General features: G+C 63.3%; 25 protein-coding genes. 17 read left to right on the top strand and 8 right to left on the bottom strand.

Annotated elements, in window-relative coordinates; all coding sequences use genetic code 11:
• The first annotated feature begins 122 nt into the window (after nucleotides 1–122).
• The 4 genes from JAB1_RS15570 (at nucleotide 123) to JAB1_RS15555 (ending at nucleotide 5,964) form a co-directional block, all read left to right on the top strand.
• Nucleotides 123–1,754 carry a hypothetical protein gene (locus JAB1_RS15570; protein WP_139144573.1) on the top strand — a complete coding sequence of 544 codons (1,632 nt, stop codon included), beginning with the start codon at nucleotides 123–125 and terminating at the stop codon, nucleotides 1,752–1,754.
• A gap of 107 nt (nucleotides 1,755–1,861) precedes the next feature.
• Nucleotides 1,862–2,395, top strand: coding sequence for a sigma-70 family RNA polymerase sigma factor (locus JAB1_RS15565; protein ID WP_070280647.1), 534 nt, complete (start codon nucleotides 1,862–1,864; stop codon nucleotides 2,393–2,395).
• Nucleotides 2,392–3,324 (top strand): FecR domain-containing protein, encoded by a 933-nt coding sequence (locus JAB1_RS15560; RefSeq protein WP_070280645.1) that lies wholly within the window; start codon nucleotides 2,392–2,394, stop codon nucleotides 3,322–3,324. The genes JAB1_RS15565 and JAB1_RS15560 overlap by 4 nt, the downstream gene beginning before the upstream one ends.
• Nucleotides 3,325–3,429: 105 nt before the next feature.
• Nucleotides 3,430–5,964: a TonB-dependent receptor gene (locus JAB1_RS15555; RefSeq protein ID WP_083299773.1), complete on the top strand. Its 2,535-nt coding sequence runs from the start codon at nucleotides 3,430–3,432 to the stop codon at nucleotides 5,962–5,964.
• A 76-nt stretch (nucleotides 5,965–6,040) separates the two neighbouring features.
• Here JAB1_RS15555 and JAB1_RS15550 read toward each other — a convergent pair whose 3' ends face one another.
• Both JAB1_RS15550 and JAB1_RS15545 read right to left on the bottom strand, forming a co-directional pair.
• Nucleotides 6,041–7,405, bottom strand: a complete 1,365-nt coding sequence (locus JAB1_RS15550; protein WP_070256931.1) for an amino acid permease — start codon at nucleotides 7,403–7,405, stop codon at nucleotides 6,041–6,043.
• A gap of 153 nt (nucleotides 7,406–7,558) precedes the next feature.
• On the bottom strand, nucleotides 7,559–7,999 hold the full coding sequence (locus JAB1_RS15545) for a thioesterase family protein (protein ID WP_205412592.1): 441 nt from the start codon (nucleotides 7,997–7,999) through the stop codon (nucleotides 7,559–7,561).
• A gap of 136 nt (nucleotides 8,000–8,135) precedes the next feature.
• Between JAB1_RS15545 and JAB1_RS15540 the strand changes: the two genes are divergently transcribed.
• Genes JAB1_RS15540 through JAB1_RS15530 form a run of 3 tightly spaced genes read left to right on the top strand, consistent with a single transcriptional unit; the run spans nucleotide 8,136 to nucleotide 10,310 of the window.
• Nucleotides 8,136–8,870, top strand: coding sequence for a GntR family transcriptional regulator (locus tag JAB1_RS15540; RefSeq protein WP_083299772.1), 735 nt, complete (start codon nucleotides 8,136–8,138; stop codon nucleotides 8,868–8,870).
• Nucleotides 8,845–9,600, top strand: a complete 756-nt coding sequence (locus JAB1_RS15535; protein ID WP_070256933.1) for an SDR family oxidoreductase — start codon at nucleotides 8,845–8,847, stop codon at nucleotides 9,598–9,600. The genes JAB1_RS15540 and JAB1_RS15535 overlap by 26 nt, the downstream gene beginning before the upstream one ends.
• Nucleotides 9,601–9,617: 17 nt before the next feature.
• Nucleotides 9,618–10,310 carry an amino acid racemase gene (locus JAB1_RS15530; RefSeq protein ID WP_070280641.1) on the top strand — a complete coding sequence of 231 codons (693 nt, stop codon included), beginning with the start codon at nucleotides 9,618–9,620 and terminating at the stop codon, nucleotides 10,308–10,310.
• On the opposite strand, the gene JAB1_RS15525 is transcribed toward JAB1_RS15530, so the two are convergent.
• A complete protein-coding gene (locus tag JAB1_RS15525; RefSeq protein WP_070280640.1) occupies nucleotides 10,307–10,777 on the bottom strand; it encodes a heme-degrading domain-containing protein in 471 nt (156 codons plus the stop codon). The genes JAB1_RS15530 and JAB1_RS15525 overlap by 4 nt on opposite strands.
• A 94-nt stretch (nucleotides 10,778–10,871) precedes the next feature.
• Here JAB1_RS15525 and alkB point away from each other — a divergent pair, with 94 nt between their 5' ends.
• The 8 genes from alkB to JAB1_RS15490 all read left to right on the top strand — a co-directional run bounded on the left by alkB (nucleotide 10,872) and on the right by JAB1_RS15490 (nucleotide 21,478).
• A complete protein-coding gene (gene alkB / locus JAB1_RS15520) occupies nucleotides 10,872–11,534 on the top strand; it encodes a DNA oxidative demethylase AlkB (RefSeq protein ID WP_070280638.1) in 663 nt (220 codons plus the stop codon).
• Between the two features lie 91 nt (nucleotides 11,535–11,625).
• Nucleotides 11,626–12,537, top strand: a complete 912-nt coding sequence (gene folE2, locus JAB1_RS15515) for a GTP cyclohydrolase FolE2 (RefSeq protein ID WP_139144572.1) — start codon at nucleotides 11,626–11,628, stop codon at nucleotides 12,535–12,537.
• Between the two features lie 33 nt (nucleotides 12,538–12,570).
• Nucleotides 12,571–12,744 (top strand): hypothetical protein, encoded by a 174-nt coding sequence (locus JAB1_RS29950; RefSeq protein WP_175445075.1) that lies wholly within the window; start codon nucleotides 12,571–12,573, stop codon nucleotides 12,742–12,744.
• A gap of 230 nt (nucleotides 12,745–12,974) precedes the next feature.
• Nucleotides 12,975–16,070, top strand: a complete 3,096-nt coding sequence (locus JAB1_RS15510) for a heparinase II/III family protein (RefSeq protein ID WP_175445074.1) — start codon at nucleotides 12,975–12,977, stop codon at nucleotides 16,068–16,070.
• Nucleotides 16,071–16,158: 88 nt separating this feature from the next.
• The gene (gene blaOXA, locus JAB1_RS15505) at nucleotides 16,159–16,971 is read left to right on the top strand and encodes a class D beta-lactamase (protein ID WP_070280634.1); all 813 of its coding nucleotides are present in this window, start codon (nucleotides 16,159–16,161) and stop codon (nucleotides 16,969–16,971) included.
• Complete coding sequence (locus JAB1_RS15500) at nucleotides 16,968–17,363, top strand: hypothetical protein (protein WP_052140493.1); 396 nt, start codon at nucleotides 16,968–16,970, stop codon at nucleotides 17,361–17,363. The genes blaOXA and JAB1_RS15500 overlap by 4 nt, the downstream gene beginning before the upstream one ends.
• Nucleotides 17,364–17,436: 73 nt before the next feature.
• Nucleotides 17,437–19,896, top strand: a complete 2,460-nt coding sequence (locus JAB1_RS15495) for a transglycosylase domain-containing protein (RefSeq protein ID WP_070280632.1) — start codon at nucleotides 17,437–17,439, stop codon at nucleotides 19,894–19,896.
• Between the two features lie 40 nt (nucleotides 19,897–19,936).
• A complete protein-coding gene (locus tag JAB1_RS15490; protein WP_070280630.1) occupies nucleotides 19,937–21,478 on the top strand; it encodes a cryptochrome/photolyase family protein in 1,542 nt (513 codons plus the stop codon).
• Nucleotides 21,479–21,505: 27 nt separating this feature from the next.
• Here the strand turns inward: JAB1_RS15490 and JAB1_RS15485 are convergent, their stop codons facing one another.
• The 4 genes from JAB1_RS15485 to JAB1_RS15470 form a co-directional block, all read right to left on the bottom strand.
• Nucleotides 21,506–22,240 (bottom strand): hypothetical protein, encoded by a 735-nt coding sequence (locus tag JAB1_RS15485; RefSeq protein ID WP_070280629.1) that lies wholly within the window; start codon nucleotides 22,238–22,240, stop codon nucleotides 21,506–21,508.
• The gene (locus JAB1_RS15480; protein ID WP_070257089.1) at nucleotides 22,240–22,812 is read right to left on the bottom strand and encodes a hypothetical protein; all 573 of its coding nucleotides are present in this window, start codon (nucleotides 22,810–22,812) and stop codon (nucleotides 22,240–22,242) included. Before JAB1_RS15480 ends, JAB1_RS15485 begins: the two co-directional genes overlap by 1 nt.
• A 79-nt stretch (nucleotides 22,813–22,891) precedes the next feature.
• Nucleotides 22,892–23,179, bottom strand: coding sequence for a putative quinol monooxygenase (locus JAB1_RS15475; protein ID WP_070256952.1), 288 nt, complete (start codon nucleotides 23,177–23,179; stop codon nucleotides 22,892–22,894).
• A gap of 108 nt (nucleotides 23,180–23,287) precedes the next feature.
• A complete protein-coding gene (locus JAB1_RS15470; protein ID WP_070280627.1) occupies nucleotides 23,288–23,860 on the bottom strand; it encodes an NAD(P)H-dependent oxidoreductase in 573 nt (190 codons plus the stop codon).
• 162 nt (nucleotides 23,861–24,022) lie between these two features.
• On the opposite strand from JAB1_RS15470, the gene JAB1_RS15465 reads away from it, so the two are divergent.
• Nucleotides 24,023–24,418, top strand: a complete 396-nt coding sequence (locus JAB1_RS15465; RefSeq protein ID WP_070280625.1) for a helix-turn-helix domain-containing protein — start codon at nucleotides 24,023–24,025, stop codon at nucleotides 24,416–24,418.
• Nucleotides 24,419–24,432: 14 nt separating this feature from the next.
• Here the strand turns inward: JAB1_RS15465 and JAB1_RS15460 are convergent, their stop codons facing one another.
• On the bottom strand, nucleotides 24,433–25,908 hold the full coding sequence (locus JAB1_RS15460) for an efflux transporter outer membrane subunit (protein WP_070280624.1): 1,476 nt from the start codon (nucleotides 25,906–25,908) through the stop codon (nucleotides 24,433–24,435).
• A 92-nt stretch (nucleotides 25,909–26,000) separates the two neighbouring features.
• On the opposite strand from JAB1_RS15460, the gene JAB1_RS15455 reads away from it, so the two are divergent.
• Nucleotides 26,001–26,621 carry a TetR/AcrR family transcriptional regulator gene (locus JAB1_RS15455; protein WP_070256955.1) on the top strand — a complete coding sequence of 207 codons (621 nt, stop codon included), beginning with the start codon at nucleotides 26,001–26,003 and terminating at the stop codon, nucleotides 26,619–26,621.
• Nucleotides 26,622–26,676 lie beyond the last annotated feature (55 nt).

Raw genomic sequence — 26,676 nt, 5'->3', positions numbered from 1 at the left:
GCTCGCCAACACGTTCAATCCGTGGCGGTGCTGGATTGCGGGCGCATGAGGGGTTGCCAGAAAATTAAAATGGGCAATATTTTATCCATGTATCTGTTTTTGTTTTACAAGGCTACATCACCATGACTTCCGTCTCCCCGATCCCGAGCTGGAATGCGTCCCCGTCCCGTGTGTCTGGCGTCACGGCCAGCCGGGCGGACGCGCCGGCCGTGCCGGCGTCCACGCCATCGACCATCGTTGCCTTTGGGGCGGAAGGAGGGGAGATGCCGGCCATCTCCTACCTGCTGCCATCGCCCAAGGTGTGGGAAAGCCCGTCGCGCGACGACGTCAGCGACCAGATGACGAAAAATTTTGCCCCGTACGCATCGTTTGGCGGGCGTTTCGGCGGCTTGGGCGCAGCCTTGCTGGACCAGCTCAAGGGCGGCGTGCGCAATGTGTCGCAAGCGCTGCTGCAGCCGCCGGCGCGCACGCAGCCTGCCGCTTACGCCGAGGTGGGCGGCATCGCGCCGGCCAGCCTGCATGGCAATGGCCAGGACAAGGTCAGCCTCAGCATCACCACCAAAAGCGGCGTCGAGGTCAAGCTGTCGCTCGACAGCCAGGATGACGGCCTGGCCGTGCGCATGACGACCAGCGGCGAACTCGGCGACGCAGAGGTCAAGGCCCTGGGTGACTTGTCGGAAGCGTTCCAGCAAGCCATCGACGGCATGGCGCAGGGCACGCCGAAGGTCAGGCTGGCCGGCTTGATGCAATTCGACCAGGAAGTGCTGGGATCGGTGAACCTGCACGCGGAAGTGCTGGTGCGCGGCGAGCCGCAAAGCACGCAAACCCTGGATTTTCAGGCCGACAGCACGCAGCGCAAGGTCAGCTTCACGGGCGTGGCGGGCTCGCTGGACGTGAAAGTCGACGCCAGCCAGCTGAACGCCCTGGGCAGCAAGGAGCGCCAGGCGAAGGCCATGAGCAGCTACATCAAGCAGATCGATCAGGCTTCCTGGCGCGGCCACGGCGACGCCGCGCTGATGTCCATGTTCAAGGATGCGTTTACGGCCGTGCACAGCAATGCGCCCGTGTCGCCAGCCAGCACGGGCCTGCCGGAACAGGGGAAATGGCAGCTGGCCGCCGCAGACCGCGCCATGGTCACGGGCTTGCCGGACTTTAGCGCATCGGTCACGCAAACGGCGGCATTCAGCAATCCCATGCGTTCGTCGGAAAAAGATGGATTCCAGTACGAACTGTCGCAAAAGACCAGTATTACCGGCGCCAGCCAGAATGACCGCTCGATCCGCCAGCAGCAGCAATCTAAGCTGAGCGCCAGTTTCCACGAAACGCTGGTCCCGGGCGTGGCCCTGCGCCTGACCGACAGGGTGGAGTCGCAAAACTACACGTATCACCAGATCGAGGATACGGCCAGCAGCGATGTGCAAATAGGCTACAAGGATGGCAAGCTGGTCAAGGCCAGCCTGCAACAGGCGGCCAGCCAGTCGACCCACATCACGAAATTTATGCTGGGCAAGGTGGAGTCGGATGTCACCACGCCGACCGACCATTCGCTGATGCGCGACCTGGTCTCCGTGCTGGGGCCATACAAGACGGGCGAGCAGGGCATGACGCCCGAGAAAAAGGCGGAGCAGCGCGAGAAATTATTGCAGACCTTGGGCGATGACGTGCTGCTGCAGTCGTATGCGGGCCATGCCATCAGCCTGTGGCAAGCCGATGTGCTGCCCGCGGAGGACGACAAGACTGCGGGCGCGGTCTAGGGAGCAAACCAGCATCATTGCTCGGGGAAACTTGCGCGGGCACGCGCATATGGCTACAATTAATAATGATTCTCATTTATTATTGATGCTCTCCTGAAAGTGCCCGCATGATTGCCGCGCCTGTTTCTGCCGACCCCCATGGCTCGACCATCACGGTGCTGTATAGCGAACACCATGGCTGGCTCAGGACATGGCTGCAGCGCAAGCTCGGCTGTTCCTTCGATGCGGCCGACCTGGCGCACGATACATTTGTGCGCATCGTCACGGGCTACCGTACCGGCAAGCAGGGCGCGGCAGTGCCCATGCGCGAACCGCGTGCTTACTTGCGCACGGTCGCCAATGGACTGATGATCGACCTGTTCCGCCGCCGCTCGCTGGAGCAAGCCTGGCTGGCTGCGCTGGCCGGCCAGCCCGATGCCGTCGCCATTTCCCCCGAAGAGCGCCTGCTGGTGCTGGAAGCCTTGCAACGGCTCGATGCCATGCTCGATGCCATGCCGGCCAAGGTGCGCAGCGTGTTCTTGCTGTCGCAGCTGGAAGGCTTGACCTATCCGCAGATCGTCGAGCGGTTGGGTATTCCCTTGCGCACGGTGAAGCGGTATATGCAGCAAGGCTTCGCACAGTGCCTGAGCCTGATGCTGTGAGTACGGTACCCGTCGATCGTCGCATCGTGCACGATGCCGCCGCCTGGCTGGTCAAGCTACATGGCGACGAGATGACGGCGCGCGAGCATGTCCGGCTGGCGCAATGGTGCGCGCAGAGTCCGGAGCACGAGCGCGCGTGGCAAGCGGCCAATGAACTGGCGCGCACCTTCGGCGCCGTGCCGACCGATATCGGGCAAGCCACTCTGGGGCGGCAGCGCGAGCGGCGCGCGGCCTTGAAGGTATTGGCCGCCGTGGCACTGGTTTCGCCGCTGGCATGGCACTACAGCCAGCGTGCCGCTTATCGCACCGCAACGGGCGAGCAAGCCAGTTTTATCCTGGACGATGGCAGCGTGCTGACGCTCAATACGGCGTCGGCAGCCGATGTCGTGTTTGACGGGCAGCAGCGGCTGGTGATCTTGCGTGAAGGCGAGATGCTGATCGAGACGGCGAGCGATGCCCGCGCGCGGCCGTTCCGGGTGCGCACGGCGCAAGGCAGCCTGCGTGCGTTGGGAACGCGCTTTGCCGTGCGCCAGTACGCGGGACGCACGGAACTCGCCGTGCTGGCCCATGCGGTGGAAGTACGCGCCAGTGCCGTGGCGCGGCCCGTGGTCGTGCCGGCCGGTTTTCATGCCAGTTTCAGCGCACAGGCCATCGGGGCGGCACAACGCTCGGGGGCGGCGCAAACGGCCTGGCAGCGTGGCCTGCTGCTGGCAGACAAAATGCGCCTCGATGATTTTTTGCTGGAACTGGCCCGCTATCGCCGAGGCATCCTGCGCTGCGATCCAGCCGTGGCGGGCTTGCGCATTTCGGGCATCTTTCGAACCGATAATATTGACCAGGCACTCGATGTACTGCAGCAAACCTTGCCCGTCGCCATCCTGTCGCGCACGCCGTACTGGCTCACCGTGGTGGCGGCGCCAGCCAGCTGATGCCATTGTTGTAGCAGGAAATCAAAAAAAACTGGCCCCTTTTTACATCCCGTCCGGCAAGTCAGAGAGAGCAGCTTTTCGACTGACATTATCCAAGGGATTGTTATGCAGCAAACAGTAATCGAGCTTCACCCTCCACGCACCCCCAGCCAGCCTGCGCACCGCTTCCGGCTCCATCTGCTGGCAGCCGCCCTGCGCGGTGCGCTGTTGTCGGCAGGTCTTGCCGGCGTGGGCATGGCTGGCGCACAGGCGGCCGAAGCGGCCAAGGCGGCCGACGCCAAGCGCAGCTACGCCATAGCCGCCGGGCCCCTGAGCCAGGCGCTGTACCAGTTCGCCAGCGAGGCAGGCATCACCCTGTCGTTCGCGCCGGCCCTGGCGGAAGGCCTATTATCGCCTGGCTTGCAGGGCAGGTATGCGCTCCAGGATGGCCTGGCCGCCTTGCTGGCCGGGTCGGACCTGCACGCCATTCCCGGCGCCACCGGTGGCTATCTGCTGAGGAAAGCGGGTGCCGAGGCTGGCGCGGCACCGCAGGTCTTGCCTGCCGTCAAGGTCATGGAGCGGCGCGCACACGATGGCACCACGGAAGGTAGCGGCTCCTATACCAGCCGCGTGACGAGCATCGCCTCGAAGAGCGACCAGTCGTTCCGCGAAATTCCCCAGTCCGTTTCGGTGGTAACGCGCCAGCAAATGGATGACCAGCGCCTGGTGGACATCAGCGATACCCTGAAGCTCACGCCGGGCATCGTTGCCAACCGCGCCAGCTTCAATGCCTACAATTTCTATTCGCGCGGCTTCCAGATCACCAGCATGCAGATCGATGGCGGTTCGCCGCTGGCGCTGGGCGCGTTTTCCTACGATGCGCAGCAAGACATGGCCTTCTATGACCGCATGGAAGTGATGCGCGGCGCATCGGGATTGTTGGGCGGCATAGGCGATCCGGGCGGCATCATCAATCTGGCGCGCAAGAAGCCCCTGGCCGAGCGCCAGATCATTACCGAAGCATCGCTGGGCCGCTGGAATAACCGCCGCGCCACCGTGGACATGACGGGCCCGCTGGCCGACGAGGGGCGACTGCGGGGCCGCGCCGTGGCCGTGTATGAACAGCGCGACTATCACCTCGATGACCGCAGCGTGGAAAAGCCGCAGCTCTACGGCGTACTGGAAGCGGATCTGGGGCGCAGCAGCCTGCTGACCGTGGGCGCCAGCTATGGACGGCAAAATGACAATGGCTACGGCAGCGGCTTGCCGCGCTATAGCGACGGCCGCAATATCGGCTTGCCGCGCAGTGCCAGCTTGACCCAGCCGTGGGCTTTCAATGACCGCACGGCCAGCGAGGTGTTCGGACAGTTCGAACACCAGTTCGCCAACCGCTGGAAACTCAAGGTCAATTTGACCCACAGCAATATGGATATTATCTCGGATACGGCGTTTGCCAACGGCGCCGTCGATCCGAAGACTGGTCAGGGCCCCTTGTGGGGAGGCGGGCGCTACGAGGTGAAGAACCGGCAGGACGTGGCCGATATCAGCCTCAGTGGCACATTTGCCGTGCTGGGCCGCACCCATGAATTCCTGGCTGGCGTCGACTGGCAGCGGGTGAAGGCGCGCTGGGGCACGGGCAAGCCCGTGGATAACTGGGTCGTGCCAGCCGATGTGTTCCACCGCAATGCCTGGAATCCTGACCTGGACGTACCGCTCAGCTATGTGTTCGAGCCATGGACGCAGGAACAGAAGGCCGTGTACGGCATGCTGCGCTTGCATCCCACTGACCGCTTGCACCTGATCGCCGGCGCGCGGGCCAGCCGCTACAGCTTTGGCCAGGTGACGTATCTGGCCGATGAACAAGGGGTATTGCAACTCGATACGGACACGCCCTTCAGCGAACCGACCAAGCTCACGCCGTATGGCGGCGTGATTGTCGATGTGAGCGACAAGTGGTCTGCCTACCTCAGCTATTCCTCCATCTTCAAACCGCAAGCCTTGCTGAAAGCGGCGCCTCTGCCTGGCACTTCCCTGCCGCCGATCCGCGGCAAGAGCATCGAGGCTGGCCTCAAGGGCGAATTGATGGATGGCCTGCTGAACGCGACCTTCAGTGTCTTTGACGTGCAGCGCACGGGCACCGGGGTGCAGGACATGCGTTACCCGTACACCGAGTATCCGTTCGCGGGCAACTGCTGCTACCTGGCGCAAGGCAAAGTCACCAGCCGGGGCGTCGACATGGAGCTGGGCGGCGAGCTCGGCACGGGCTGGCAAGGCACGGCCGGCTACACCTACAACCAGACCAAGGACGAGAGCACGCACACCGATTACAGCAGCATCACGCCCAGGCATATGTTGAAGGTCACTAGCGCCTACGCCTTGCCGGGCGCGCTGTCGCAATGGAAGGTGGGCGGCAATGCCATCATCCAGAGCAGTACCTACGTGGCGGGCAAGGTCGACGGCAATGCCTACGATTTCACGCAGGGCGGCTATGCCGTCGTTGGCCTCATGGCGCAATACCGGATCGATCCGCGCTGGACCTTGAGCCTGAATGTCAACAATCTGTTCGACCGCGTGTATTACGAGCGCGTCGGCTCAGTGACGAATGCCAACTACTATGGCACGCCGCGCAATTGGCAACTGACCCTGCGCGGCCAGTTTTAAAACCAAGCTGAAGAAAAAAGCCCGTCTTCCTGCGAAGACGGGCTTTTTTTCTTCAGCTTGATACGGCGCAAGCAGCCTATGCCTTGGCCTTGCTTTGCTTGATCCAGTAACCGACGCCCAGCGCCGCGAGCCACACGGGTATCAGGTAGACAGAGATGCGCAGGCCCGGCGTCAGATACATGATCACCAGGATGCCGGCCAGGAAGACCAGGCACAGGTAGTTGGTGAACGGGTAGCCCAGGCTCTGGAACAAGGTCGTCTTGCCTTCGATTTTTTTCTGCGCGCGGAAGCGCAAATGGATCCAGCTGATCATGGCCCAGTTGATGATCAGCGCCGACACCACGAGTCCCATCAGCACTTCAAACGCTTCGCCCGGCATGAAGTAATTCACCACCACGCAGGCGCCCGTCGCCAGGGCCGATACGCCCAGCGCGACGAGCGGCACGCCGCGGCGGTTCAGGTGCAGCAGCGCGCGCGGCGCATTGCCTTGCTTGGCCAGGCCGAACAGCATGCGCGTGTTGCAGTACACGCCGCTGTTATACACGGACAGGGCGGCCGTCAGCACCACCACGTTCAGGGCCGTGGCCACCAGGTTGCTGTCGAGCGCATGGAAGATCAGCACGAACGGGCTGCCGCCGGTGACGACGTTTTGCCACGGGTACAGCGACAGCAAAATCCCCAGCGCGCCGATGTAGAAAATCAGGATGCGGTAGATGGCCTGGTTGGTGGCGCGTGGAATCGTCGTGCTCGGATCGTCCGCCTCGGCCGCCGTGATGCCCACCAGTTCCAGGCCGCCGAACGAAAACATGATGACGGCCATGGCCATCACCAGGCCTTGCCAGCCATTCGGGAAGAATCCGCCGTGCTGCCACAGGTTGGCCACCGACGCCTGCGGGCCCGCATCGCCGGAGGCTAGCAGGTACGCGCCGAAGACGATCATGCCGATGATGGCGACCACCTTGACGAGGGCGAACCAGAATTCCATCTCGCCAAACGCCTTGACGTTCAACAGACTGATGGCGTTGATGACGCAAAAGAAGATGAGCGCCGAGACCCAGGTGGGCACGCCCGGCCACCAGTACTGCACGTAGATGCCGACGGCCGTCAGTTCGGCCATGCTGACGAGCACATACAGCACCCAGTAATTCCAGCCCGACAAAAAGCCGGGCAGGTGGCCACAGTATTTGTCGGCAAAATAGCTGAAGGAGCCGGCGACGGGTTCATCGACCACCATCTCGCCCAGCTGGCGCATGATCAGGAAGGCGATGACGCCGGCGATGCCATAGCCCAGCAGGACAGAGGGGCCGGCCATCTTGATGGTTTGCGCGATACCCAGAAACAGGCCGGTGCCGATGGCGCCGCCCAGGGCGATGAGCTGGATGTGGCGGCTTTTCAGGCCGCGCTTGAGCTCTTGTGGTTCGGTAATCCCGACTGCCGTCATATGTTTTATCCTGTTTTTACGGGGCTGAGGTCGCTGATTCTAAAGCATGAACGGGCAAATCAGGAGCGAAATGCATGTTGCACTGCGGAGGCGCAAGAAAAGCCCCGCATCTTCGCTGAACGGCGCGCAAAACGGCGCTCCAGGCGTCCGCGTTCATGCGCCGGCCGCGACGATGGCCGGTTCGTACGTGGCCAGGAACTCGGGCGGCAGGCGGCGCGCGCGGCCGCTGCTCAATTCGATGCAGATCAATTCCCAGCGTCCGCGCACGACGGTGGCGCCGTCGCTGTCGCGGATCAGCTGGAAGCGCCGTTCCATGCTGGAGCGGCCATCGCTGGCGCACAGCCAGGTAGCCAGTGTCAGCGCTTCGCCGGCCCGCGTCGGCAGCAGGTAATCGTATTCGCCGCGGCGTATCGCCATGGCCCGGTCCAGGCGCCGGTAATCGTCCAGGTCCAGCCCCAGGGTGGCCGAATGGTGCCAGGCGATATGCTCGCACCAGCGCACGTAGACGGCGTTATTCGTGTGCTGCAAACCGTCGATGTCACCCGGTTCGGGCGTGACGGGCAGGGTATGGGCGTGCGGATAATCCCAGTTCAAGTGCATTCCTTTCGATACGGTGGCGGCTGATTGTACGGTCTGGCGGCGCTTCCTGTCTCTGGCACACGCATGGAAAAACACTGTTTTTCACATTGATGTATGATGCATCATAATTTTTCAAGGATCAAAAAAACGCATGAACCATCCATTGGACAGTCTGGTGCACGTCAACCTGGGCAAGTCCGTGTACGCCATGCTGCGTGAAGCGCTGGCGGCCGGACGCTTCCAGCCGAATGACCGGCTGCGCATCCGCGAGCTGGCGCTGCAGCTGGGCACCAGCGTCACGCCCGTGCGCGACGCCATGCTGCAGCTGGTGCAGGAAGAGGCGCTGGTGCTGCGCTCGCCGCGCGACTTCCGCGTGCCCGTGCTGAGCGTGGCGCGCTACCTGGAAATCCGCGCGCTGCGCCTGGAACTGGAAGGCTTGGGCGCTGCCGAGGCGGCGCAGCGTATCGACGTCGCCACCCTGGCCGACCTGGAACGCCTGCTGCAGGCGAATGAAGAGGCCATCGCGCGGCACGACCTGGCGGCGGCCCTGCAATGCAACCAGGCGTTTCACCTGGGCCTGGCGCAGGCGGCCGGCATGCCGACCTTAAAACGCTTCGTCGACCACCTGTGGATGCAGACGGCGCCCCTGATCGCCGCCGGATACGCCAGTTTTTCGCCCGACATGCGGGTGGGCCACCACCACGCCATCATCAGCGCGCTGCGCCAGCGCGACAGCGCGGCCGCGCGGCGCGCCATCGAACAGGACATTCTCGACGGCGGGACGCAGATGCTGGCCTATGTCATGCGCCAGGAACGCATCCACGCCGGCGCAACCGGACAAGAACAGGACGAGGAAGAACATGACGAACATCCAGCACAAGATTGAACAGAAAACCGCCATCGTTACGGGCGCCAGCCGCGGCATCGGCCACGCCGTCGCGGAGCGCTTCCGCAGCCTGGGGTGGAGGGTCATCACCGTCTCGCGCAGCCCGATTCCCGGCGGCTGCCCGCGCAGCCAGGAGCACAACACGCATGTATGCATGGATTTGTCGGACCTGAGCCAGATCGGGCAGATGGTCGAGACGCTGCGCCCCATGCTGGGCGACTCGAAACTGCACGCCCTGGTCAACAATGCGGGCGTGTCGCCGAAGGGACCGGGTGGCTCGCGCGTCAATTCGCTGACCACCGACATGCAGACGTGGCAGGAAATGTACAACACGAATTTCTTTGCGCCGCTGGCCCTGACGCGCGGCTTCGCGCAGGAATTGTCGAATGCGCATGGCGCCGTCGTGAACCTGTGCTCGATCGCCGGCTACCGCGTGCACCCGTTTGCCGGCTCGGCCTATGCCAGTTCGAAGGCGGCGCTGGCGTCGCTGACGCGCGAAATGGCCAACGACATGGCGCCGCTGAACGTGCGCGTCAATGCCATCGCGCCCGGCGAGATCGATACGGCCATCCTGTCGCCCGGCACCTCGCACATCGTCGACACGCAAATCCCCCTGCGCCGCCTGGGCACGACGGCTGAAGTGGCCGACCTGGTGGAGTTCCTGTGCAGCGAGCGCGCCTCGTATATCACGGGCGCGGAAATCCCCATCGATGGCGGCCAGCGTATTTAATTGAAAAGGAAGATCGCATGACACGGCATATCGGCATCGTCGGCTGCTCGGCCGAAGGCGCAGCCCTGTGCTACCGCACGATTTGCGAAGAGGGCGCGCATGCGCTGGGGGCATATGAACACCCGGAAGTATCGATGCACACGCCGTCGCTGGCGCGTTACGTGGATTGCCTGCACAGGGGTGACCTGGCAGGCGTGGCCGAACTGATGCTGGCGTCGGCGCGCAAGCTGGCCGCCGCCGGCGCCGATTTCCTGATCTGCCCCGACAACACCATCCACCAGGCATTCGAGCTGATGGCGCCCCGTTCGCCGCTGCCATGGCTGCATATCGCGGACGTCGTGGCCAGCGAAGCGGCGGCGCGCGGTGTCCGGCGGGTGGGCCTGACGGGAACGCGCTGGCTGGTCGACAGCGCCGTGTATCCGGACAGGCTGGCCGCGCGCGGCATCGCCTGCGTGCGGCCCGGCGAGGACGAGCGCAGCGAGATCAACCGCATCATCATGGAAGAACTGGTGCCGGGCGTGGTCAAGGGGGACAGCGTGGCGCGCTTCCAGGCCGTCATTGCCGGCTTGCGGGAGCAGGGCTGCGACGCCGTCATCCTCGGCTGCACGGAAATCCCGCTGATCATCAGCGACGCCAATTCGCCGCTGCCGACGCTCGATTCCACGCGCTTGCTGGCGCGCGCCGCCTTGCGCCGGGCGCTGGAAACCTAGCGTTCCAGCTGCGCCTGCAGCGCGGCCACCACCAGTGCGTGGTCGTCGGCTTGCGCCAGGCCGGAAACGGTCACCGTGCCCACCAGTCCCACGCCGCGTATCAGCAGGGGGAAGGCGCCGCCGTGGCCCGCGTACTCGATGTCATCGAGGTATTTCACGTCTTCGAAGGTGCTGCCGCGGCTTTTATACGAGATGCCCATGTAATAGGAGCTGCGGCAAAAGCGCTGCACCGTATTGTTCTTGCGGCGTATCCAGTCCGCCTGGTCCGCCGTGGCGCCCGTCATGGCGTGGTGGAACAGGATTTGACCGTTGCGCGTGATGTTGACGGTGACGGCCTTGCCCCGCTTGCGCACTTCCTCGACGATCCACAGGCCCACGGCCAGCGCGGCATCGTTGTCGAAGCGTTCGAATTGCAGGGAATCTTCCTGTTGCGCCAGGGTTTGCAGCAAATCGGCGTAATGATCCATCGTGGAGGCGGGTAGTAGTGGCTGGAAGCGCTACTGTAGCGCACCATGGGGCAGCCGCGCGCGCTTTTTCCGTGGCGCGGCTAAAATAGGCCGCATGAACCTGTCCCTGTTTGCCGATGAAGACCAGGCCCCGGCCGGGCCGGCGCCGCTGGTGCCTGGCTCTTCCGCCTCGGTGCTGCTGCGCGGTTTTGCGCTGCCGTATCTGGACGAGGTGCTGCCGGCGCTGGACGCCATCGTGCTGGCGGCGCCCCCGCGTCACATGGCCACGCCGGGCGGCTTGCGCATGTCCGTTGCCATGAGCAATTGCGGGCCTCTCGGCTGGGTCACGGATGGACGCGGCTACCGGTATGCGCGGCTCGATCCGGCCAGCGGCCTGCCTTGGCCGCCGATGCCGCCCGTGTTCCTGCGCCTGGCACGGCAGGCGGCGCTGGTGGCCGGCTATCCGGGCTTTGCTCCCGACGCCTGCCTGGTCAACCGTTATGCGCCCGGTGCGCGCATGGCCCTGCACCAGGACCGCGATGAATGCGATTTCACCGCGCCCATCGTCTCCGTCTCGCTGGGCTTGCCCGCCACCTTCCTGTTCGGCGGAGCGGAGCGGGCCGACAAGGCTGCGCGCATCGGCTTGCTGCATGGCGACGTGGTGGTGTGGGGCGGCACCGACCGCCTGCGCTTCCACGGCGTGGCGCCCCTGAAGGAGGGCGAACACGCGGTACTGGGTCCGCAGCGCATCAATTTGACGTTTCGCAAGGCTAGCTGATCTGCCCATTTGCCGCATTAATGCAAGTTGCTTGCAAATGTGATTATTTTTCTCCATGATATGCAACTTGTTTGCATATGGAGCCACCAACATGAAGCGCGATCCGATTTCCTCGCCCCTGCCCGACGTGGCGGCCGGCCCCCATCTGGGCAGTCCCTTGCCGCTGGAGTGGGTCGGCATGCAGGGCATCGCCTTGCCGCTGTGGCTGGAGGAGGGCGGGCAGGCGCAGCAAGTGCATGCCTGGGCCGACGTGCACGTGGATTTACCCGACCCCCGCGTGAAGGGCATCCACATGTCGCGCCTGTACCTGCTGCTCGATGCGTTTGCCGCAGCGCAGCCGCTCGATGCCGGGGGCCTGGCCGCCGTGCTGCGGCGCATGGTGGACAGTCACGCCGATTGCGGCAGCACGCAGGCGCGCATGGCACTGGCCTTTCCCCTGCTGCGGCGCCAGCCGGCGCTGCTGACGGCGGGACTGTCGGGCTGGAAATCGTATCCCGTGCGCCTGCAGGCCAGCTGCTCGCCACAGGGCTTTGCGCTATCCCTGGCGGTGGAGATCGGCTACTCGTCGACCTGTCCGTGTTCGGCGGCGCTGTCGCGGCAACTGCTGGCCGACGCCTTTGCGGCGCAGTTCGGCGCGGGCGGCATCGACGGCGCGGCCGCGCGCGCCTGGCTGCAGGAACACGCCAGCCTGGCTACGCCGCACAGCCAGCGCAGCACGGCAACGGTCACCGTGCCATTGACGCAGCAGGCGGAGCTGGACCTGTTCCCCCTGATCGACCTGGTGGAAGCGGCGCTGGCGACGCCGCTGCAGACAGCCGTGAAACGGGCGGACGAACAGGCGTTTGCGCGCCTGAATGGTGCTAATCTGATGTATGTGGAAGACGCGGCCCGCCGCGTGCAGGCGGCGCTGGCGCCCAGGTACGCGCAGGCCAGCGTTAGCGTGCGGCATATGGAAAGCCTGCATCCGCACGATGCCGTGGCGCAGGCTGGCAACATCGCCTGAGTTTTTTAGTCAAGCCCCCTGAAGGAGGACAGCATGCCGGAGAAAATCGAGCGGGAAGTCAACGATGACAGCCTGGAGCACGAGTTGGAACGGGAGCGGCGAGAGCATGCGCTGATCGATGAGGAAAAGCTGGGGATGGATGAGCTTGAGGAGGAGCGGCTGCGACGCGATTTGGAAACCCTGTCGCCAGACAAACACCAAAGTTAGCATGGCCGGAACAGGTAGACGAAGAATGCTGGAGCGGCTACTTCTGGTGCGGGTACATTCATAATAATCCCCTCAAATACTTAAAAAAATGATATCGTCATTAATTGATGATAGTATTTTATTAATTAAGTGATATTTGATATGGGTGGTGTATGCGGGAAGTCTTCAATGCTATGCAAACGAGAACTGGACGACTTTCTCAAAAAAAGTGTGCTAGTGGGAAAATATTATTGTTTTTTTCTTTATGCTTTGCAGGTTTGAATGCAGACGCGATATCGCTATCGATTTCTCCACAACATCCTCGGATATTAACAACCCAGGCGGCAATCGATAATCTGAAGAGCCGATTGCCTCTGGGGCCAGCCGTCTTTCCTGCTGCAGGCGGAACCATTGCATTTGACTTTACTGCGGCCGAAAGAAACCCGGCGGTGGATTCTGTGGAGCAGCCTGTTTTTGGTGAATCCGACTTCAATAATGCGAGAAGTGGCATATTTGTACGACACGTTGGCGGTGATACGCCGGAGATTGCCAGAATTCAGATTGGGATGATGCAGCAGGCCATCGGTGCACAGAAATCACGTTATATTGCATATAGAACCATTGAAATACCCATAGGCGTAGCAACGCGAATTGAGTTTAGCTGGAATAGCAGCCTGAAAACCACGAGCCTGAAAGTTGGTGGTGCGAATATGTCGATGTGGTTGGACTGGCTGTCTGAAAGTGGTTCGGGGAAAGTCGATTTTTCTCCGGATCAGACAGCGTTTCGATTTCCTGGCAGAGCCACTGAACCGATCAGTAATTTTATATTGAAGGATGGCCAGGGAAATATCCTGGTCAATTATCCCGGTCAGCTCGATGTGGTGCTGGCGGCGGCGTGGTCTGATTTTTCACGTTTGGTAGATTTGGACGTCGCGTCGCTGAATACGTGCCCAACCTCCGCTACGCCATGGACATCCCCAAGGATTTGCAGTACCGCAGTCGGCAATCGAAATGGGATGGTCGAATCTGCGCAACAATTGGGAATGGCGTACAAGATAACGCAAGATCCCGTCTATTATGCGGCGATATTAAACTATATCGACAAGCTGCGTATTGTCCCTTTGAACGCAGGCGGCGACATGTCCATGGCCGGCAGAGTCATCGCATTGGGCATCCTGTATGATTGGCTGTACACGGAATTGGGGGCAAGTGCTGTACCCAACGATAGTACGCAAGCCAGCTATCGAACGGCCATCGCGACTACCATCAGGAACACCATTACTGCACCGGCAGTACCAGGCGGCACCAACCTGCTGAGCGAAATATGTGGCCAGCAAGGCATGGCGGCTTCCTCTTTCGACTGCGCCGTCAAACCCATTTTCACAAACTGGAATCGCCACGCCTCGCCGCCCCAGCCTTCCATCGCTACCGCCTATATGGCAGGCATGAATTTCAGTAGTGTCTACGGCGCCGCTGTCGGCCTGCTGGCGATTGCCGGGCCGCAGAATGACGACGTCCTGCCGATGATAGAAACAGCGTATAGCCATTTCAACGAAGGCTTCCTGGCAGTGCGCCGTAATATATCGATCGATGGCGGATATCATTCCGGATTTTCCTATAGCCTCAGCGATTTGCCATCCCGCCTGCTGCTCTGGAGTACCTCTGTGCAAAATGCAGGAGAGATGGGGCAAGTGTCGCAGTGGCTGCCGAAAACCATCTATCCGTATATATATGGTCAGCGCGGCGATAAAACCTATCCCGCCAGTGGCGACAATTTTCTTACATTGTCGAGCGATGCGCTGGTGGGCGGCATTGCGTTATGGGCCGCCGCCCATGCCGTTGACGGCAATGCGTGGGACTATTATCAACAGCAGGTGCATGGTCAGCGCTCTGGCCGAAATCGCCAGGCGTACGTACTGGAGCAATTGTTCTGGCCGGTCGACCAGGCAAGTCTGCATCAGCCTGCCGATCTGGATTTGTCGCGTCACTTTCGCCGTTCGGGGCAGGTGCTGATGCGGGATCGCTGGACTTATCCCGATGCGGCGGTACTGGAATTCAAGTCGACCTCATTCATTACGGATAACCACCATCATCTGGATCAGAACAGCATTTCTCTCAATTACAAGGGACCATTGCTGGTCGATTCAGGCAGGTATGACAGCTATGGCAGCGCCCATTGGGCCAATTACTATACGCGCAGCATTGCTCATAATACAGTCGTTGCGTTTGATGCCAATGAGCGCTTCCAGCGGGCCGGCAGCGGGACGAGCAAGGTGGACTTCAGTAATGACGGCGGGCAATGGGTGGGCAGTGCGCGTGCGGCATACCCGACCCTGGAAGAAATCCAGCCTGGCGCGATGAACGCCCTGGATGGCATTGTCAATTATGAATATGCTCCTGGCTACACTTACGCTCGCGGCAACGCGAGCAAAGCCTATACTTCATCCAAACTGGATCAGGCGAATGGTTTCCTGCGCAGCGTCGTCTACCTGCCGGCGCCGGCGACCGGTTCGCTGCCCATCGTCCTGACCTTTGACAGCGTGCGTACAAAAGCCGCACCCGCCACCTTCTTGCTGCATACGGTCAACGAACCCGCTGCCGCAGTGGCGGCCACCGCACTTGGTAATGGGCAGTACCGTTTTACTTATGCGGCCACCGATGCACGCAGCATTACCATTCGCAACGGCGGCGGCATGCTGATCGCCCAGACCTTGCTGCCCGAGAAGGCCGTGATTACCAAGGTAGGGGGGCTGAACGCGGGTGGACAATGCGACCAGATCAGTGCCGATTCCGCCTTCGGTCCGGGTACCTTGCTGCCCGGCGGGCCCACCGGCGATTGCCGATTCACAGTGCGTGTTCTGCAAGCTGATAATAGCTATAAATGGCGCAATTATCCGCCCAGGGCCGTGACGGACGCCTATGACACCAGCGTCACGGTCGATATCGGCGCCTGGCGCCTGGAAGTACAGGCGGACGGAAGTGTGCCCGCTGGCGGCACCCAGTACTTCCTGCATGTCCTGCACGTGGCGGACAACGACCTGGGCAGCGGCAGCGCAGGCACTGGTTCGGCACGCCGCCTGGTGGCGGACAGCCATACGGAGGCCGTGCTGATCGGCACGCAGACGGTGGTGGCGTTCAACCGCGATGCGACGCCGTCGGCACGCATGAGCTGGAATGGACCGGCCTCGGCAAGCACCATCCTGGCGACAGGGCTGATGCCCAACGCGGACTTCCTGTTGACCCGGCTTGCGACGCCGGATGGCGAACAGCTGGTTTTGGCGCAGGCGGCAGCGGGCAGTGCAACTTATCGCAGTTCCGCCGAGGGTGTGGTCAATATCGGCATGTAGAATAGCGGTGGGCGGCGTGTGCCGCCTACCGGCTCCCGGCCATTCATCTGGCCGGGCACTGACGACCACCTTTTACTTAAATAAACGCATGAATCTTTCTTTGCAAAGCGCGTTCCTGGCCGCCTTGTCGGCCCTTTCCATCACGGCGGCCCAGGCCGCCACCATCTGCACCGCCATGGCCGATGCCAAAACGGGCGCCGTCCTGCTGCAAGAGGGCAATTGCCTCGACCGCGTCACCCCCGCATCCACGTTCAAGATCGCGCTTAGCCTGATGGGCTATGACGCCGGTTTCCTCAAGGACGAGCACAAGCCCAGCTTGCCATACCGCCAGGGCTATGTGGACTGGGGCGGCGAAGCCTGGCGCCAGGATACGGACCCGTCGCGCTGGATGCAGTATTCCGTCGTCTGGTATTCGCAGCAGATCACGCAGGCGCTGGGCGCCGAACGCTTCCAGAAATACGCCAAGGCTTTGCGCTATGGCAATGCAGACCTCTCGGGCGACCCGGGCAAGGACAACAGCCTGGAACGCTCGTGGATCAGCTCTTCGCTGAAAATCTCTCCGCTGGAACAGCTGGGTTTCTTGCGCAAGCTGGTCAATTACCAGCTGCCCGTGACGAAGCAGGCGATGGAAGCAACCCAGCGCCTGACCCGCCTGGCAGACGTGGACGGCTGGCAAGTGCATGGCAAGACGGGCGCCGCTTTCCCGCGCAAGGCAGATGGCAGCTTCGACGAAGCACATGGCTACGGCTGGTTCGTGGGCTGGGCCAGCAAGGGCGAGCGCAGCATCGTCTTTGCGCGCCTGGTGCAGGACGAGCAGAAAGGCCAGCAGTCTGCGGGCTTGCGCACGCGCGAAGCCATGCTGAAAGAATTGCCGGCCCTGCTGGAGCAGGCGCAGAAGTGACGGCCAGCATCGTCGCCGCCACCTTCATCGCGACCGAGGGCGAGTACCTGGAAGCCATCATCGAGGTGGGCGGCCAGCGCCTGCATGTGATGGACGAGTTCGGTGGCGGGCAGATGGCCGCCGGCGCGCACGTCCAGCTCGAACTGTGGCCCATGCCCGGCGAGATGGATGACTGGGACGCCATCTTCCGCGCCAACCCGGGTGAAGAAAAACGCCTGCAGCGCCTCGATGGCTGGCGCTACCTGGCGTTGGGCGTCGTGACCCAGGTTGATCCCGTCATCTGCGACTGCGGCCTGTTGCAGCTGGAAAACCCGTTTACGACGCATGACGCGCGCTGCATTGGCGCCTATGTCGGCGTCACCCTGGCCCGCCTGGATGCTTGCCTGCCGTAAATTCCGGCCCGCTTTGTTGCCCGCCCTATATACTTGCTGAAACGGATTTTCCGGCATCAGACAAGGTACAGGCATGGCATCAGGCATGGAGCAGTTTCAGGAAAAAGCACGGCAGGCATTCATACGGGCGCGCGCGCAGGCATGGCGCGTGGCGCGTGCGGGGTGGGCAAGGGCGGTGGCGCTGTACCGGCGCGGCCGCGCGCATTTGATGACCTTGCCGCCCGTGCGGCGCGCGCTGGTGCTGGCCTTATGGTCTTTCCTGGCCGTGCTGGCGCTGCTGACTGCATACATGCTGCTGCTGATTCCCCTGACACCGAGCATCCACGACTTGCGCCAGGCGCGCGCGGCCGCGCCGAGCACCATGGTCAGCGCGGATGGGCAGGAACTGGCCCGCTTCGACCAGGGCTTGCAGGAACGCGTCACCTTGAAACAGATTTCGCCGAACGTGATCAGCGCGCTGATCTCGACGGAAGACCACCGCTTCTACGACCACCACGGCATTGACTTCACGCGCACGGCGGGCGCCATCTTGCACACTGCGGGAGGCAATCCCCAGGGCGGTTCCACCATCACGCAGCAGTTGGCGCGCAATATGTTCCCCGAAGAAATCGGCCGTTCGCGCAACCTGAACCGCAAGCTGAAGGAGCTGATCACGGCCCTCAAGATCGAGGCCACCTACAGCAAGACGGAAATCCTGGAAGCGTACCTGAACACCGTACCCTTCCTGTACAACACCTACGGCATCGAGATGGCGGCCCGCACCTACTTCGACAAGCCCGCCTCGCGCCTCGATATCCTGGAAAGCGCCACCCTGGTCGGCATGCTCAAGGGGACGAATTATTACAATCCGGTCGGCAATCCCGAACGCTCGCTGCAACGCCGCAACGTGGTGCTGGGGCAGATGCGCAAGCATGACGTCATCGACGAGGCGCGCTACAAACAGTTGATCAAACGCCCGCTGCGCCTGCATTTCGAGCGCCAGAGCGAACGGGCGCAATCGGATAGCCATTTCACGGCCTATGTGCGCAAGTGGCTGATCCAGTGGGCCGACGAGAACGACTACAACCTGGAACTCGACGCCCTCGTGGTGCACACCACGCTCGACTACGACTTGCAGCAGGCGGCCGAGCGCGCCGTCGAACGCCAGGCGAATGCCTTGCAGGCGATTGCCGACGTGGAATGGAGCCGCGCGGGCGTGCCGTCATCCACCTCGACAGGCATGTACGCGGGCATGCAGGGCGGCAGCGTGCCGTTCGATTATTTCTGGAAATCGCATCCGGCCCTGCTGGACGCCTTCGTGCGCGAGTCGGGCGACTACCGCAAGCTGACGGCCGCCGGCGCCACGCCGGACGACGCGCTGGCGCAACTGAAAGGCGACCGCGCCTTCATGGCGGCCCTGCGCAAGTCGAAGACACGCCTGGAAGCGGGCTTTACGGCCATGGATCCGGCCACGGGCGCCGTGCGTGCCTGGGTGGGCAGCCGCGACTTTGCGCGTGAACAGTTCGACCATGTGTCGCAGGCGGCGCGCCAGCCCGGCTCCACCTTCAAGCCCATCGTGTATGGCGCCGCGCTGGAAAAGGGCTTGAGTCCCGAGCACGTCTACCGCGACGCCGTGATGGATATCAAGGCGGCCGACGGCACGATATGGCGCCCGACGGACATGAGCGGCACCACGGGGCGCGACATGACCATGCGCGACGGCCTCGTCTACTCGAAAAACACCATCACGGCGCAGGTGATGCAGGACGTCGGCTTGCCGCCAATCATCAAATTGGCGCGCGCGCTCGGTATCCGCGACAGCAAGCTGGAAAAAGTGCCCTCGCTGGCGCTGGGCACCAGTCCCGTCACCTTGCTGGAAATGGTCAACGCCTACGCCAGCATCGCGGCCCAGGGCGAAGCCCGCCTGCCGTTCGTCGTCACGCATATCACCGACCGCGAAGGCAAGGTCATCGCCCGCTTCGGCGAAGACAAGCCCAAGCGCGCCATGCAGGAAGCATCGGCGTCGACCTTGACGGACATGATGCGCGGCGTCATCGACCGTGGCACGGGCACGGCCATCCGCAGCCGCTTCGGTATCCGCTCCGACGTGGCCGGCAAGAGCGGCACCACGCAAAACAATGCGGATGGCTGGTTTATCCTGATGCACCCGGAACTGGTGGGCGGCGCCTGGGTCGGTTTCAATGACGCGCGGGTCACCATGCGCAGCAATTATTGGGGCCAGGGCGGCCACAACGCCGTGCTGGTGGTGGGCGACTTCTTCAAGACGGCGCTCGACACGGGCAAGCTGTCGCGCGACGCCATCTTCCCCGGCGGCAAGCCGCCACCGCCGCTGCGCCATGTGGAGCCGGTCGAGGAGCCGCAGGACGAACCGGTGGAAGAACCGGGCAATCTGCTGCAGGAAGGCGCACCGCCGGCACCGCTGGCCATGCCGGCCGAAGGCGAGGGCGGACAGGAGTCGCATGGCAAGGCGGTGCCGGAGCCGGCGCCAGCCCCGGCACCGCAGCCCGCTCCAGTGCCGGCGCCGCAAGGATAGTCGCCGCCCCCATGGCGAATGCAACCATTAAAAGATAACCATGACCTCACCGAAGCCCACACTGCGCCTGATACTCGGTGACCAGCTCAATGCGCAGCATCGCTGGTTCACCGAAGTCGATGGCGCCACCATCTATGTCTTGATGGAAGTGCGGCAAGAAACCGATTATGTGCTGCATCATGCGCAGAAAATCCTGGCGATCTTCGCCGCCATGCGTGACCTGGCGCGCCAGCTGCGCCAGCTTGGCCACACCGTGCATTACATCGCCATCGACGACATGGAAAGCACGCGGTCGATACCGGAGAATATCGAGGCGCTGATTCGTCACTATGACGCTTGCGCCTTCGAATACCAGGCACCCGACGAGTGGCGCCTCGACCAGCAGCTGTACCAGTCAGGGCGCCGCTCGCACATTCCATGGCTGATGGTCGACAGCGACCATTTCTACACGGCCCGCCATGAGGCTGCCGATATTTTCGCCGGACGCAAGCAATGGCTGATGGAGTTTTTCTACCGCCAGATGCGCAGTAAGCATCAGGTGCTGATGGAAGACGCGAAAAAGCCTGTCGGCGGCCAGTGGAACTTCGACCACGATAACCGTAAACCCTGGCGCGGCACGCCCGCCGAGCCGCAGGATGCGCGCACCGTACATGATCATTCACGGCTATGGCAAAGCATCGTCGCCGCAGGCGTGAAGAGCTTCGGTGCGCCGCATGCCGACCGGCTGGCGTGGGCGCTGAACCGGGATGAGGCGCTGCAGCAGCTCGATGCCTTCATCGAGCGGGCCTTGCCTCACTTTGGCGACTTCCAGGATGCGATGAGCGTCAAGGCATGGCGCTTGTTTCATTCCCTGCTGTCGTTCGCGCTGAACGTGAAAATGCTCAATCCGCGCGAAGTCGTCGCCAGGGCGCAAGCGGCTTATCAGGCGGGCCATGCGCCGTTGGCCGCAGTCGAGGGTTTCATCCGCCAGATACTGGGTTGGCGCGAATATGTGCGCGGCGTCTACTGGGCCCATATGCCCGGGTATGTCGAGAAGAATTTCTTCGGCCATGCGCGCCCGCTGCCTTCCTGGTTCTGGGATGGCAAGACAAAGATGCATTGCCTGTCGCAGGCGATTACCCAGTCGCTGGAACAGGCCCATGCGCACCATATCCAGCGCCTGATGGTGATCGGCAATTTCGCGCTGTTGGCCGGCCTCGATCCGGCCAGGGTGCATGGCTGGTACCTGGGCATTTATATCGATGCCTTCGAGTGGGTGGAGCTGCCCAACACCGTCGGCATGAGCCAATTCGCCGATGGCGGGTTGCTGGCCACCAAGCCGTATGTCTCCAGCGCCGCGTATATCGACCGCATGGGTGATTATTGCAAAGGCTGCCATTACGATAAAAAGGCGCGCATCGGCGAGCGCGCCTGCCCATTCAATGCCCTGTACTGGGATTTTTTCCATCGCAACGCGGATACATTGGAACGCAATCCCCGCATCGGCATGGCGTATCGCCAGCTGGAGAAGATGGATGAGGCGACGGTCGCCGCTTTCCGGCAGCAGGCCGCCACGATGCTGGCCAGGCTCGATTCCCTATAGCGCCGGGCAAGTTGGTCCGGGACACCCTTAGACGGTATTGCGCCTCAACCCCGCTTCCCGCACGAACACTTGCAGCGCAGGCATGGTCTGCTGGTGCAGCGCTTCCAGTTCCGCTTCCAGCGCGGGCCGGATGACGAGGCTACCGTCGGCCCGGCGGTGCACGGGCAGGCCCAGTGCCTGCGCCATTTCCACCGGGTAATTCGTGAAGTCTCCATACGGGCGCTTGCCGTCGACGGACGGGGTGGGCCAACAGCCTTCGGCCAGGTAGTCTTCCGCTCCCATGCCCAGCATTTCCAGCGGCAGCCACGACTGCTGGCGCAGCAGTTGCAGGTGCCGGGTGGTAAACGTGAACGGCGCCTTGCCGTTGGCATAGCTGCCAGGCTTCAGGTCGGCCATCTGCACGAAGTGGGGCAGCAGCAGTGCCGCTTCCATCAGGCGCTGCGCGGCCAGCGCCGCATCCTTGCTGGCGATCGCTTGCATGGCCAGTTCCAGGGTGTCTCCTTTTCCCAGCGGATAGGCCGGGTTGAGCATGGGCGCGCCGCTTTCCACGGGCGACCAGCCGATGTTGAAACGCCGTATCAACGCCAGGTGGTGCACATTGAGCACCTTGGGCAGCGGAGCGTCGAGGGTGGCCAGGATGCGCTGTCGCACGGCGCGGGGCAGGCCGCCGCCGTCGGCTGCGCGCGCGAGCATGGGCGAACATAGCAGGGCGCCGGCGAGGCGCAGCAGCTGGCGCCGCAGGGGCTGGATCAGGCGCGACATCACGGCGTCGTCAAGTCCTGGCGCTGGAATTCGATGCGGTTTTCCTGATAGTCCCACTTGGTGTAGGGTCCGAACACGCGCCGGTTTTCCTTGCTGTCGGCATTCGACAGCTCGCGTTTCATGCGTCGCACCAAAGCGGGGTCCGTGAGGGGCGCCGTGGTGGTGGCGAAGACGTCATGCCGCACGCTTTGCTTGGCATCGGCGCCGCGCGAAATGATGGTGAGCTTGCGCGAGGCGGGATCGAAGTACAGGCGCATGGCGAAGGTATTCATGTCTTGCAGGTACAGGCCGTCGTCGCGCTGCTGGGCATAAAAATAGTCGCCGCAGACGGCCTTCGGCTCGCGTTTCCATTCGCAGGACAGGGCGATCAGCAGATGCCGGTCATCGAGTTGCTTGACCGAAATGCGTCCTTTGGAATAGCCCCAGGTACTGGCCGGCACGGTCGCCGACGAGGCAAGATTGTATTCGCCCACCAGCTTGGCCAGGGGGAGGGGAGATTGCGCCGATGCGCTGATGCAGAGCGTCAGGGCGGCTGCCGCTGCGGCGCCGCGTATCTTGGTAAATGGTGTCATGATGGCCATAAAGAAAAGTTGCCATATTATAGATGGCAACTTTTCAATCTGGCCACGCGCTAGCGCAGCGCGCCCGGCCTTACTTCAGCTTGCTCAATTCCGCCACGTCGATCTTGACGGCCTTGCCCTCAGTGGCGGCCACCAGGGTCAGGAAGTGGGGTGTCGCATAGTGCGCCGTCAGGGCCGCCTTGTCGGCCCATTCTTCCAGCATGATGAAGCGCGTGGGAATCTTGTTGTCGAGGTGCAGTTCGTAGCGCAGGCAGCCGCTTTCCGCGCGGCTGGGCGGCACGACGGCTTCCAGGGCGGCGCGCACGGCGTCGATATGGTCGGCTTGGGCATCGATGGTGGCGACGACGATCAGGGTCATGGTGGTCCTTGTGGTTGGGGTTCCGGCAGCTTAGCGCATCTGGCGCTTCCTTGCCGGCCGGCCACCATGGGGCTGCGCCGCAACGGCTTGCGGCGCAGCTGGCACTCCTTAGGCCGCTTGCAGTGCGCCGATCTGCTCGAAGGCGCCCGTCAATGCCTGCGCCCTGGCTGCGTCGCTGACCTTGACGCCTTCGGCGCGCACGATCTCGATCTGCGTGACGCCGAGGAAGCCGAGGAAGGCGCGCAGATGGCTTTCCTGGTGTTCCAGGGCCGCCATCGACGTGTCGGCGCCATAATAGCCGCCGCGCGTCGAGGCGATGATCACGCGCTTGCTGCCCAACAAACCTTCGGGGCCGCTGGCGCCATACTGGAACGTCTTGCCGGGCACGGCCAGCGCATCGAGCCACGACTTGAGCTGGCTGGGGATGGCAAAGTTGTACATGGGCGCGCCGATGACGATGACATCGGCGGCCAGCACTTGCTCCAGCGCGCCGACCAGCACTGCGCCGTCGGCGGCGCTGGGGGCTGCCGTAAATTGCGGCAAGGGTTGCGCGGCCAGGTCGCGGTACTGGGCGGTGGCGCCAGGCGCGGCCGCTTGCAGGCGGGCGACGATGGCGGCGGACAATTGGCGGCTGATGGAATGCTCGCCGAGGATGCTCGAATCGATATGCAGGATGTTCATGTGAGCCTTCTTGGGTGGTATGATCGGGTGGTATGTTTTTGTAACCGAGTTAAATATAGTGACTATCAAATGAACGCACAAGAAGGCACTTTTTCCACACTGGGGCACACGGATGTGACTATTGGCGACGCCGCCGCGCAAGGGGCGGAGCTGGAACGGCGCATGCGCGACGAAGGCGGCCATGCGGGCGTGGCCGCTTCCTGCCGCCCGATCACGGACATCCTCACGCGCGTGGGCGACAAATGGAGCGTGATGGTGGTGATATTGCTCGGCAATGGCACCAAGCGCTTCAACGAGATGCGCCGCCTGATCGGCGGCATCTCCCAGCGCATGCTGACGCTGACCCTGCGCGGGCTCGAGCGCGACGGCCTGGTGACGCGCACCGTGTTCCCCACCGTGCCGCCGCGCGTCGACTACGCCTTGACGGACCTGGGCCGCTCGCTGCTGATCCCCATCAGCGCACTGGGCGCCTGGGCCCATGGCCACCGCGACGCCATCGATGCGGCGCGGCTGGCGTTTGATGCCAAGGCAGCGAAGCAGTTGCCAGCCGACGATTAAGCCAGCTCGATGATTTACCTGGCTGCCATCGCTTCTGTTGCGGCCTGCGGTGCCTGCCAGCCGCCGCCCAGCGCCCGGTAAGTGGCGACAGCAGCGCGCGCCGATGCCGTTTGCGCCTGCGCGCGCGCGTCCGCTGCGCGCAGCAGCCTCGTGTCGGCTTGCAACACATCGAGCAGGCTGACCACGCCTTTTTCGTAGGCTGCCAGCGCGGCGGCGCGGGCGCGCTCAAACGCTTGCACGCTTTGCGCCAGCAGTGCGGCCTGTTCTTCGTGGCGCAGCAGGGCCGAGCAGGCGTTTTCCACGTCTTCGGCGGCATGCAGCGCAGCGAGCCGGTAGTCCGCCAGCAGCTCGGCTTCCCGGCCACGGGAAGCCTCGATCTGCGCATCGATGCGGCCGAAATCGAACAGGCGCCAGCGCAGGCCCAGCATGGCTGCGGCCTGGCCGGAGCCGCTGCCGAATAGGGCGCCGCCGGACGTGGCGCTGCCAAACAGGGCACCCAGGCTCAGTTTCGGGTAATACTCGGCAACGGCCGCGCCGGTGCGTGCGCTGGCCGCGGCCAGTCGCCGTTCGGCGGCGATCAGGTCGGGCCGGCGCCGCAGCAGTTCGCCCGGCGCACCATCGGCCGTGATGCGCGGCGCGCGCGCCATTACCCCTGCCGCGGCCATTTCATCGCCGTAGGTGCCGGGTGCGGCACCCAGCATCACATCGAGCGCATGCAGCGCCACCTCGCGCGCCGTGTCCAGGCCGGGCACGACGGCGCGCGCTTGCGCCAGCGACGCTTCGGCCTGCCGCAGCGCCGGCTCGTTTACCAATCCCTTGTCATATAGCAGCGTGGCGAGCTCCAGCAGCGCCGCCTCCGTGTCGACCTGCCGGCGCGCCAGGTCGAGCCGCGCCTGCAATCCCTGGATGGACAGGTACAGGTCGGCCGTTTGCGCCGCCACGGCCAGCCGCGTGGCAGCCCATCCCGCCTCGCTGGCTTCGTAATCGGCGCGCGCCGCTTCGCGTTCGCGGCGCAGGCCGCCGAACAGGTCGAGCTCCCACGACGCCTGCAGGTTCAATTCGCGCGCGCTGCCGGCGCGATCATGGCCTGGCGTCGCGTCCAGGACCTGGCCCAGCGGCGTCTGCACCGATTGGTAGGCGCGCGCCGCCTGGCCGCCAAGGCTGGCCGACGGCAGCAGCGCTGCGTCGGCCGCACCGGTGGCGGCGCGCGCTTGCCTGACCCTGGCCTGCGCTTGCGCCAGGTCGAGGTTTTGCGCCAGCGCCACCGTCACCAGATGGGTCAGGCGCGGATCGCCGAAGGCCGTCCACCACTGCCGCAATTCGGCAGCGTCGGCAGTGTTGGCACCCTCGCGCGCGCCGAGCGCCGCCCGGTGCGGATACTGCGCCGCTTGCGCTAGCTCGGGCGGGCGGTAATCGGCACCGGCGGTGCAGCCAGCGGCCAGGCCGGCGGCGAACAGCAGAAAGGGGAGGCGCAGGCGCGGCAATGACATGGGGTCTTCCAGTTCAAAAGAGAATAATGTGTGACTATAATACAAATTGGTCACTTATTGTGCATTCCGGCGCGGCGCGTTAAGCTGTCTCCATGAATTCCACTACACCCGATACACCAAGCCCTGCGCGCGGCCCCGCCGGCCACGACGTGCGCGACCAGATCGTTGCCGCCGCCACTGACTACTTCAGCCGCTACGGCTATGAAAAGACGACTGTCTCCGACCTGGCCAGGGCGATCGGCTTTTCCAAGGCCTATATCTATAAGTTTTTCGAATCCAAGCAGGCCATCGGCGAGCATATCTGCGCCAGCTGCCTGCGCCAGATCGAAACCGAGGTAAGAAGCGCGGTCGCGGCGGCCGAGCGGCCGCCAGAGCAGTTGCGGCGCATGTTCAGGGCCAGCGTCGAGGCCAGCTTGCGGCTGTTTTTCCAGGACCGCAAGCTGTACGATATCGCCGCCTCGGCCGCCACCGAGCGCTGGCCAGCCGTGCAGGCCTACGAGCTGGCGATGGGCGCCTTGCTGCAGGATATCTTGCAGCAAGGGCGCCAGACAGGCGACTTCGAACGCAAGACGCCGCTCGACGAGACGGCCAGCGCGATCTATCTGGTGATGCGCCCCTACGTCAATCCCTTGCTGTTGCAACACAGCGTCGACAGCAGCGAAACGGCGGTGGTGCAACTGTCCAGTCTGGTGTTGCGCAGCCTGTCGCCATAACCTTCCAGTCAGATTGTGACCATTGACTTATTTGGTCACTGGTACCAGAATGAGA

The organism is Janthinobacterium sp. MP5059B (assembly GCF_001758645.1).
In the GTDB taxonomy this organism is placed as follows: domain Bacteria; phylum Pseudomonadota; class Gammaproteobacteria; order Burkholderiales; family Burkholderiaceae_D; genus Janthinobacterium; species Janthinobacterium lividum.
The sequence above is the reverse complement of the archived record's forward strand: the minus strand, read 5'-3'. Positions and strand labels throughout refer to the sequence as shown.

Excerpts from the sequence above, each read along its gene's own strand:
- alkB (WP_070280638.1), top strand. The coding sequence starts at position 10,872 with ATGAACCTGTCCCTGTTTGCCGATGAAGACCAGGCCCCGGCCGGGCCG.
- JAB1_RS15530 (WP_070280641.1), top strand. The coding sequence starts at position 9,618 with ATGACACGGCATATCGGCATCGTCGGCTGCTCGGCCGAAGGCGCAGCC.
- JAB1_RS15480 (WP_070257089.1), bottom strand. The coding sequence starts at position 22,812 with ATGACACCATTTACCAAGATACGCGGCGCCGCAGCGGCAGCCGCCCTG.
- JAB1_RS15460 (WP_070280624.1), bottom strand. The coding sequence starts at position 25,908 with ATGTCATTGCCGCGCCTGCGCCTCCCCTTTCTGCTGTTCGCCGCCGGC.
- JAB1_RS15495 (WP_070280632.1), top strand. The coding sequence starts at position 17,437 with ATGGCATCAGGCATGGAGCAGTTTCAGGAAAAAGCACGGCAGGCATTC.
- JAB1_RS29950 (WP_175445075.1), top strand. The coding sequence starts at position 12,571 with ATGCCGGAGAAAATCGAGCGGGAAGTCAACGATGACAGCCTGGAGCAC.
- JAB1_RS15485 (WP_070280629.1), bottom strand. The coding sequence starts at position 22,240 with ATGTCGCGCCTGATCCAGCCCCTGCGGCGCCAGCTGCTGCGCCTCGCC.
- folE2 (WP_139144572.1), top strand. The coding sequence starts at position 11,626 with ATGAAGCGCGATCCGATTTCCTCGCCCCTGCCCGACGTGGCGGCCGGC.
- blaOXA (WP_070280634.1), top strand. The coding sequence starts at position 16,159 with ATGAATCTTTCTTTGCAAAGCGCGTTCCTGGCCGCCTTGTCGGCCCTT.
- JAB1_RS15540 (WP_083299772.1), top strand. The coding sequence starts at position 8,136 with ATGAACCATCCATTGGACAGTCTGGTGCACGTCAACCTGGGCAAGTCC.
- JAB1_RS15490 (WP_070280630.1), top strand. The coding sequence starts at position 19,937 with ATGACCTCACCGAAGCCCACACTGCGCCTGATACTCGGTGACCAGCTC.
- JAB1_RS15455 (WP_070256955.1), top strand. The coding sequence starts at position 26,001 with ATGAATTCCACTACACCCGATACACCAAGCCCTGCGCGCGGCCCCGCC.
- JAB1_RS15465 (WP_070280625.1), top strand. The coding sequence starts at position 24,023 with ATGCGCGACGAAGGCGGCCATGCGGGCGTGGCCGCTTCCTGCCGCCCG.
- JAB1_RS15565 (WP_070280647.1), top strand. The coding sequence starts at position 1,862 with ATGATTGCCGCGCCTGTTTCTGCCGACCCCCATGGCTCGACCATCACG.
- JAB1_RS15570 (WP_139144573.1), top strand. The coding sequence starts at position 123 with ATGACTTCCGTCTCCCCGATCCCGAGCTGGAATGCGTCCCCGTCCCGT.
- JAB1_RS15475 (WP_070256952.1), bottom strand. The coding sequence starts at position 23,179 with ATGACCCTGATCGTCGTCGCCACCATCGATGCCCAAGCCGACCATATC.
- JAB1_RS15555 (WP_083299773.1), top strand. The coding sequence starts at position 3,430 with ATGCAGCAAACAGTAATCGAGCTTCACCCTCCACGCACCCCCAGCCAG.
- JAB1_RS15525 (WP_070280640.1), bottom strand. The coding sequence starts at position 10,777 with ATGGATCATTACGCCGATTTGCTGCAAACCCTGGCGCAACAGGAAGAT.
- JAB1_RS15470 (WP_070280627.1), bottom strand. The coding sequence starts at position 23,860 with ATGAACATCCTGCATATCGATTCGAGCATCCTCGGCGAGCATTCCATC.
- JAB1_RS15535 (WP_070256933.1), top strand. The coding sequence starts at position 8,845 with ATGACGAACATCCAGCACAAGATTGAACAGAAAACCGCCATCGTTACG.
- JAB1_RS15550 (WP_070256931.1), bottom strand. The coding sequence starts at position 7,405 with ATGACGGCAGTCGGGATTACCGAACCACAAGAGCTCAAGCGCGGCCTG.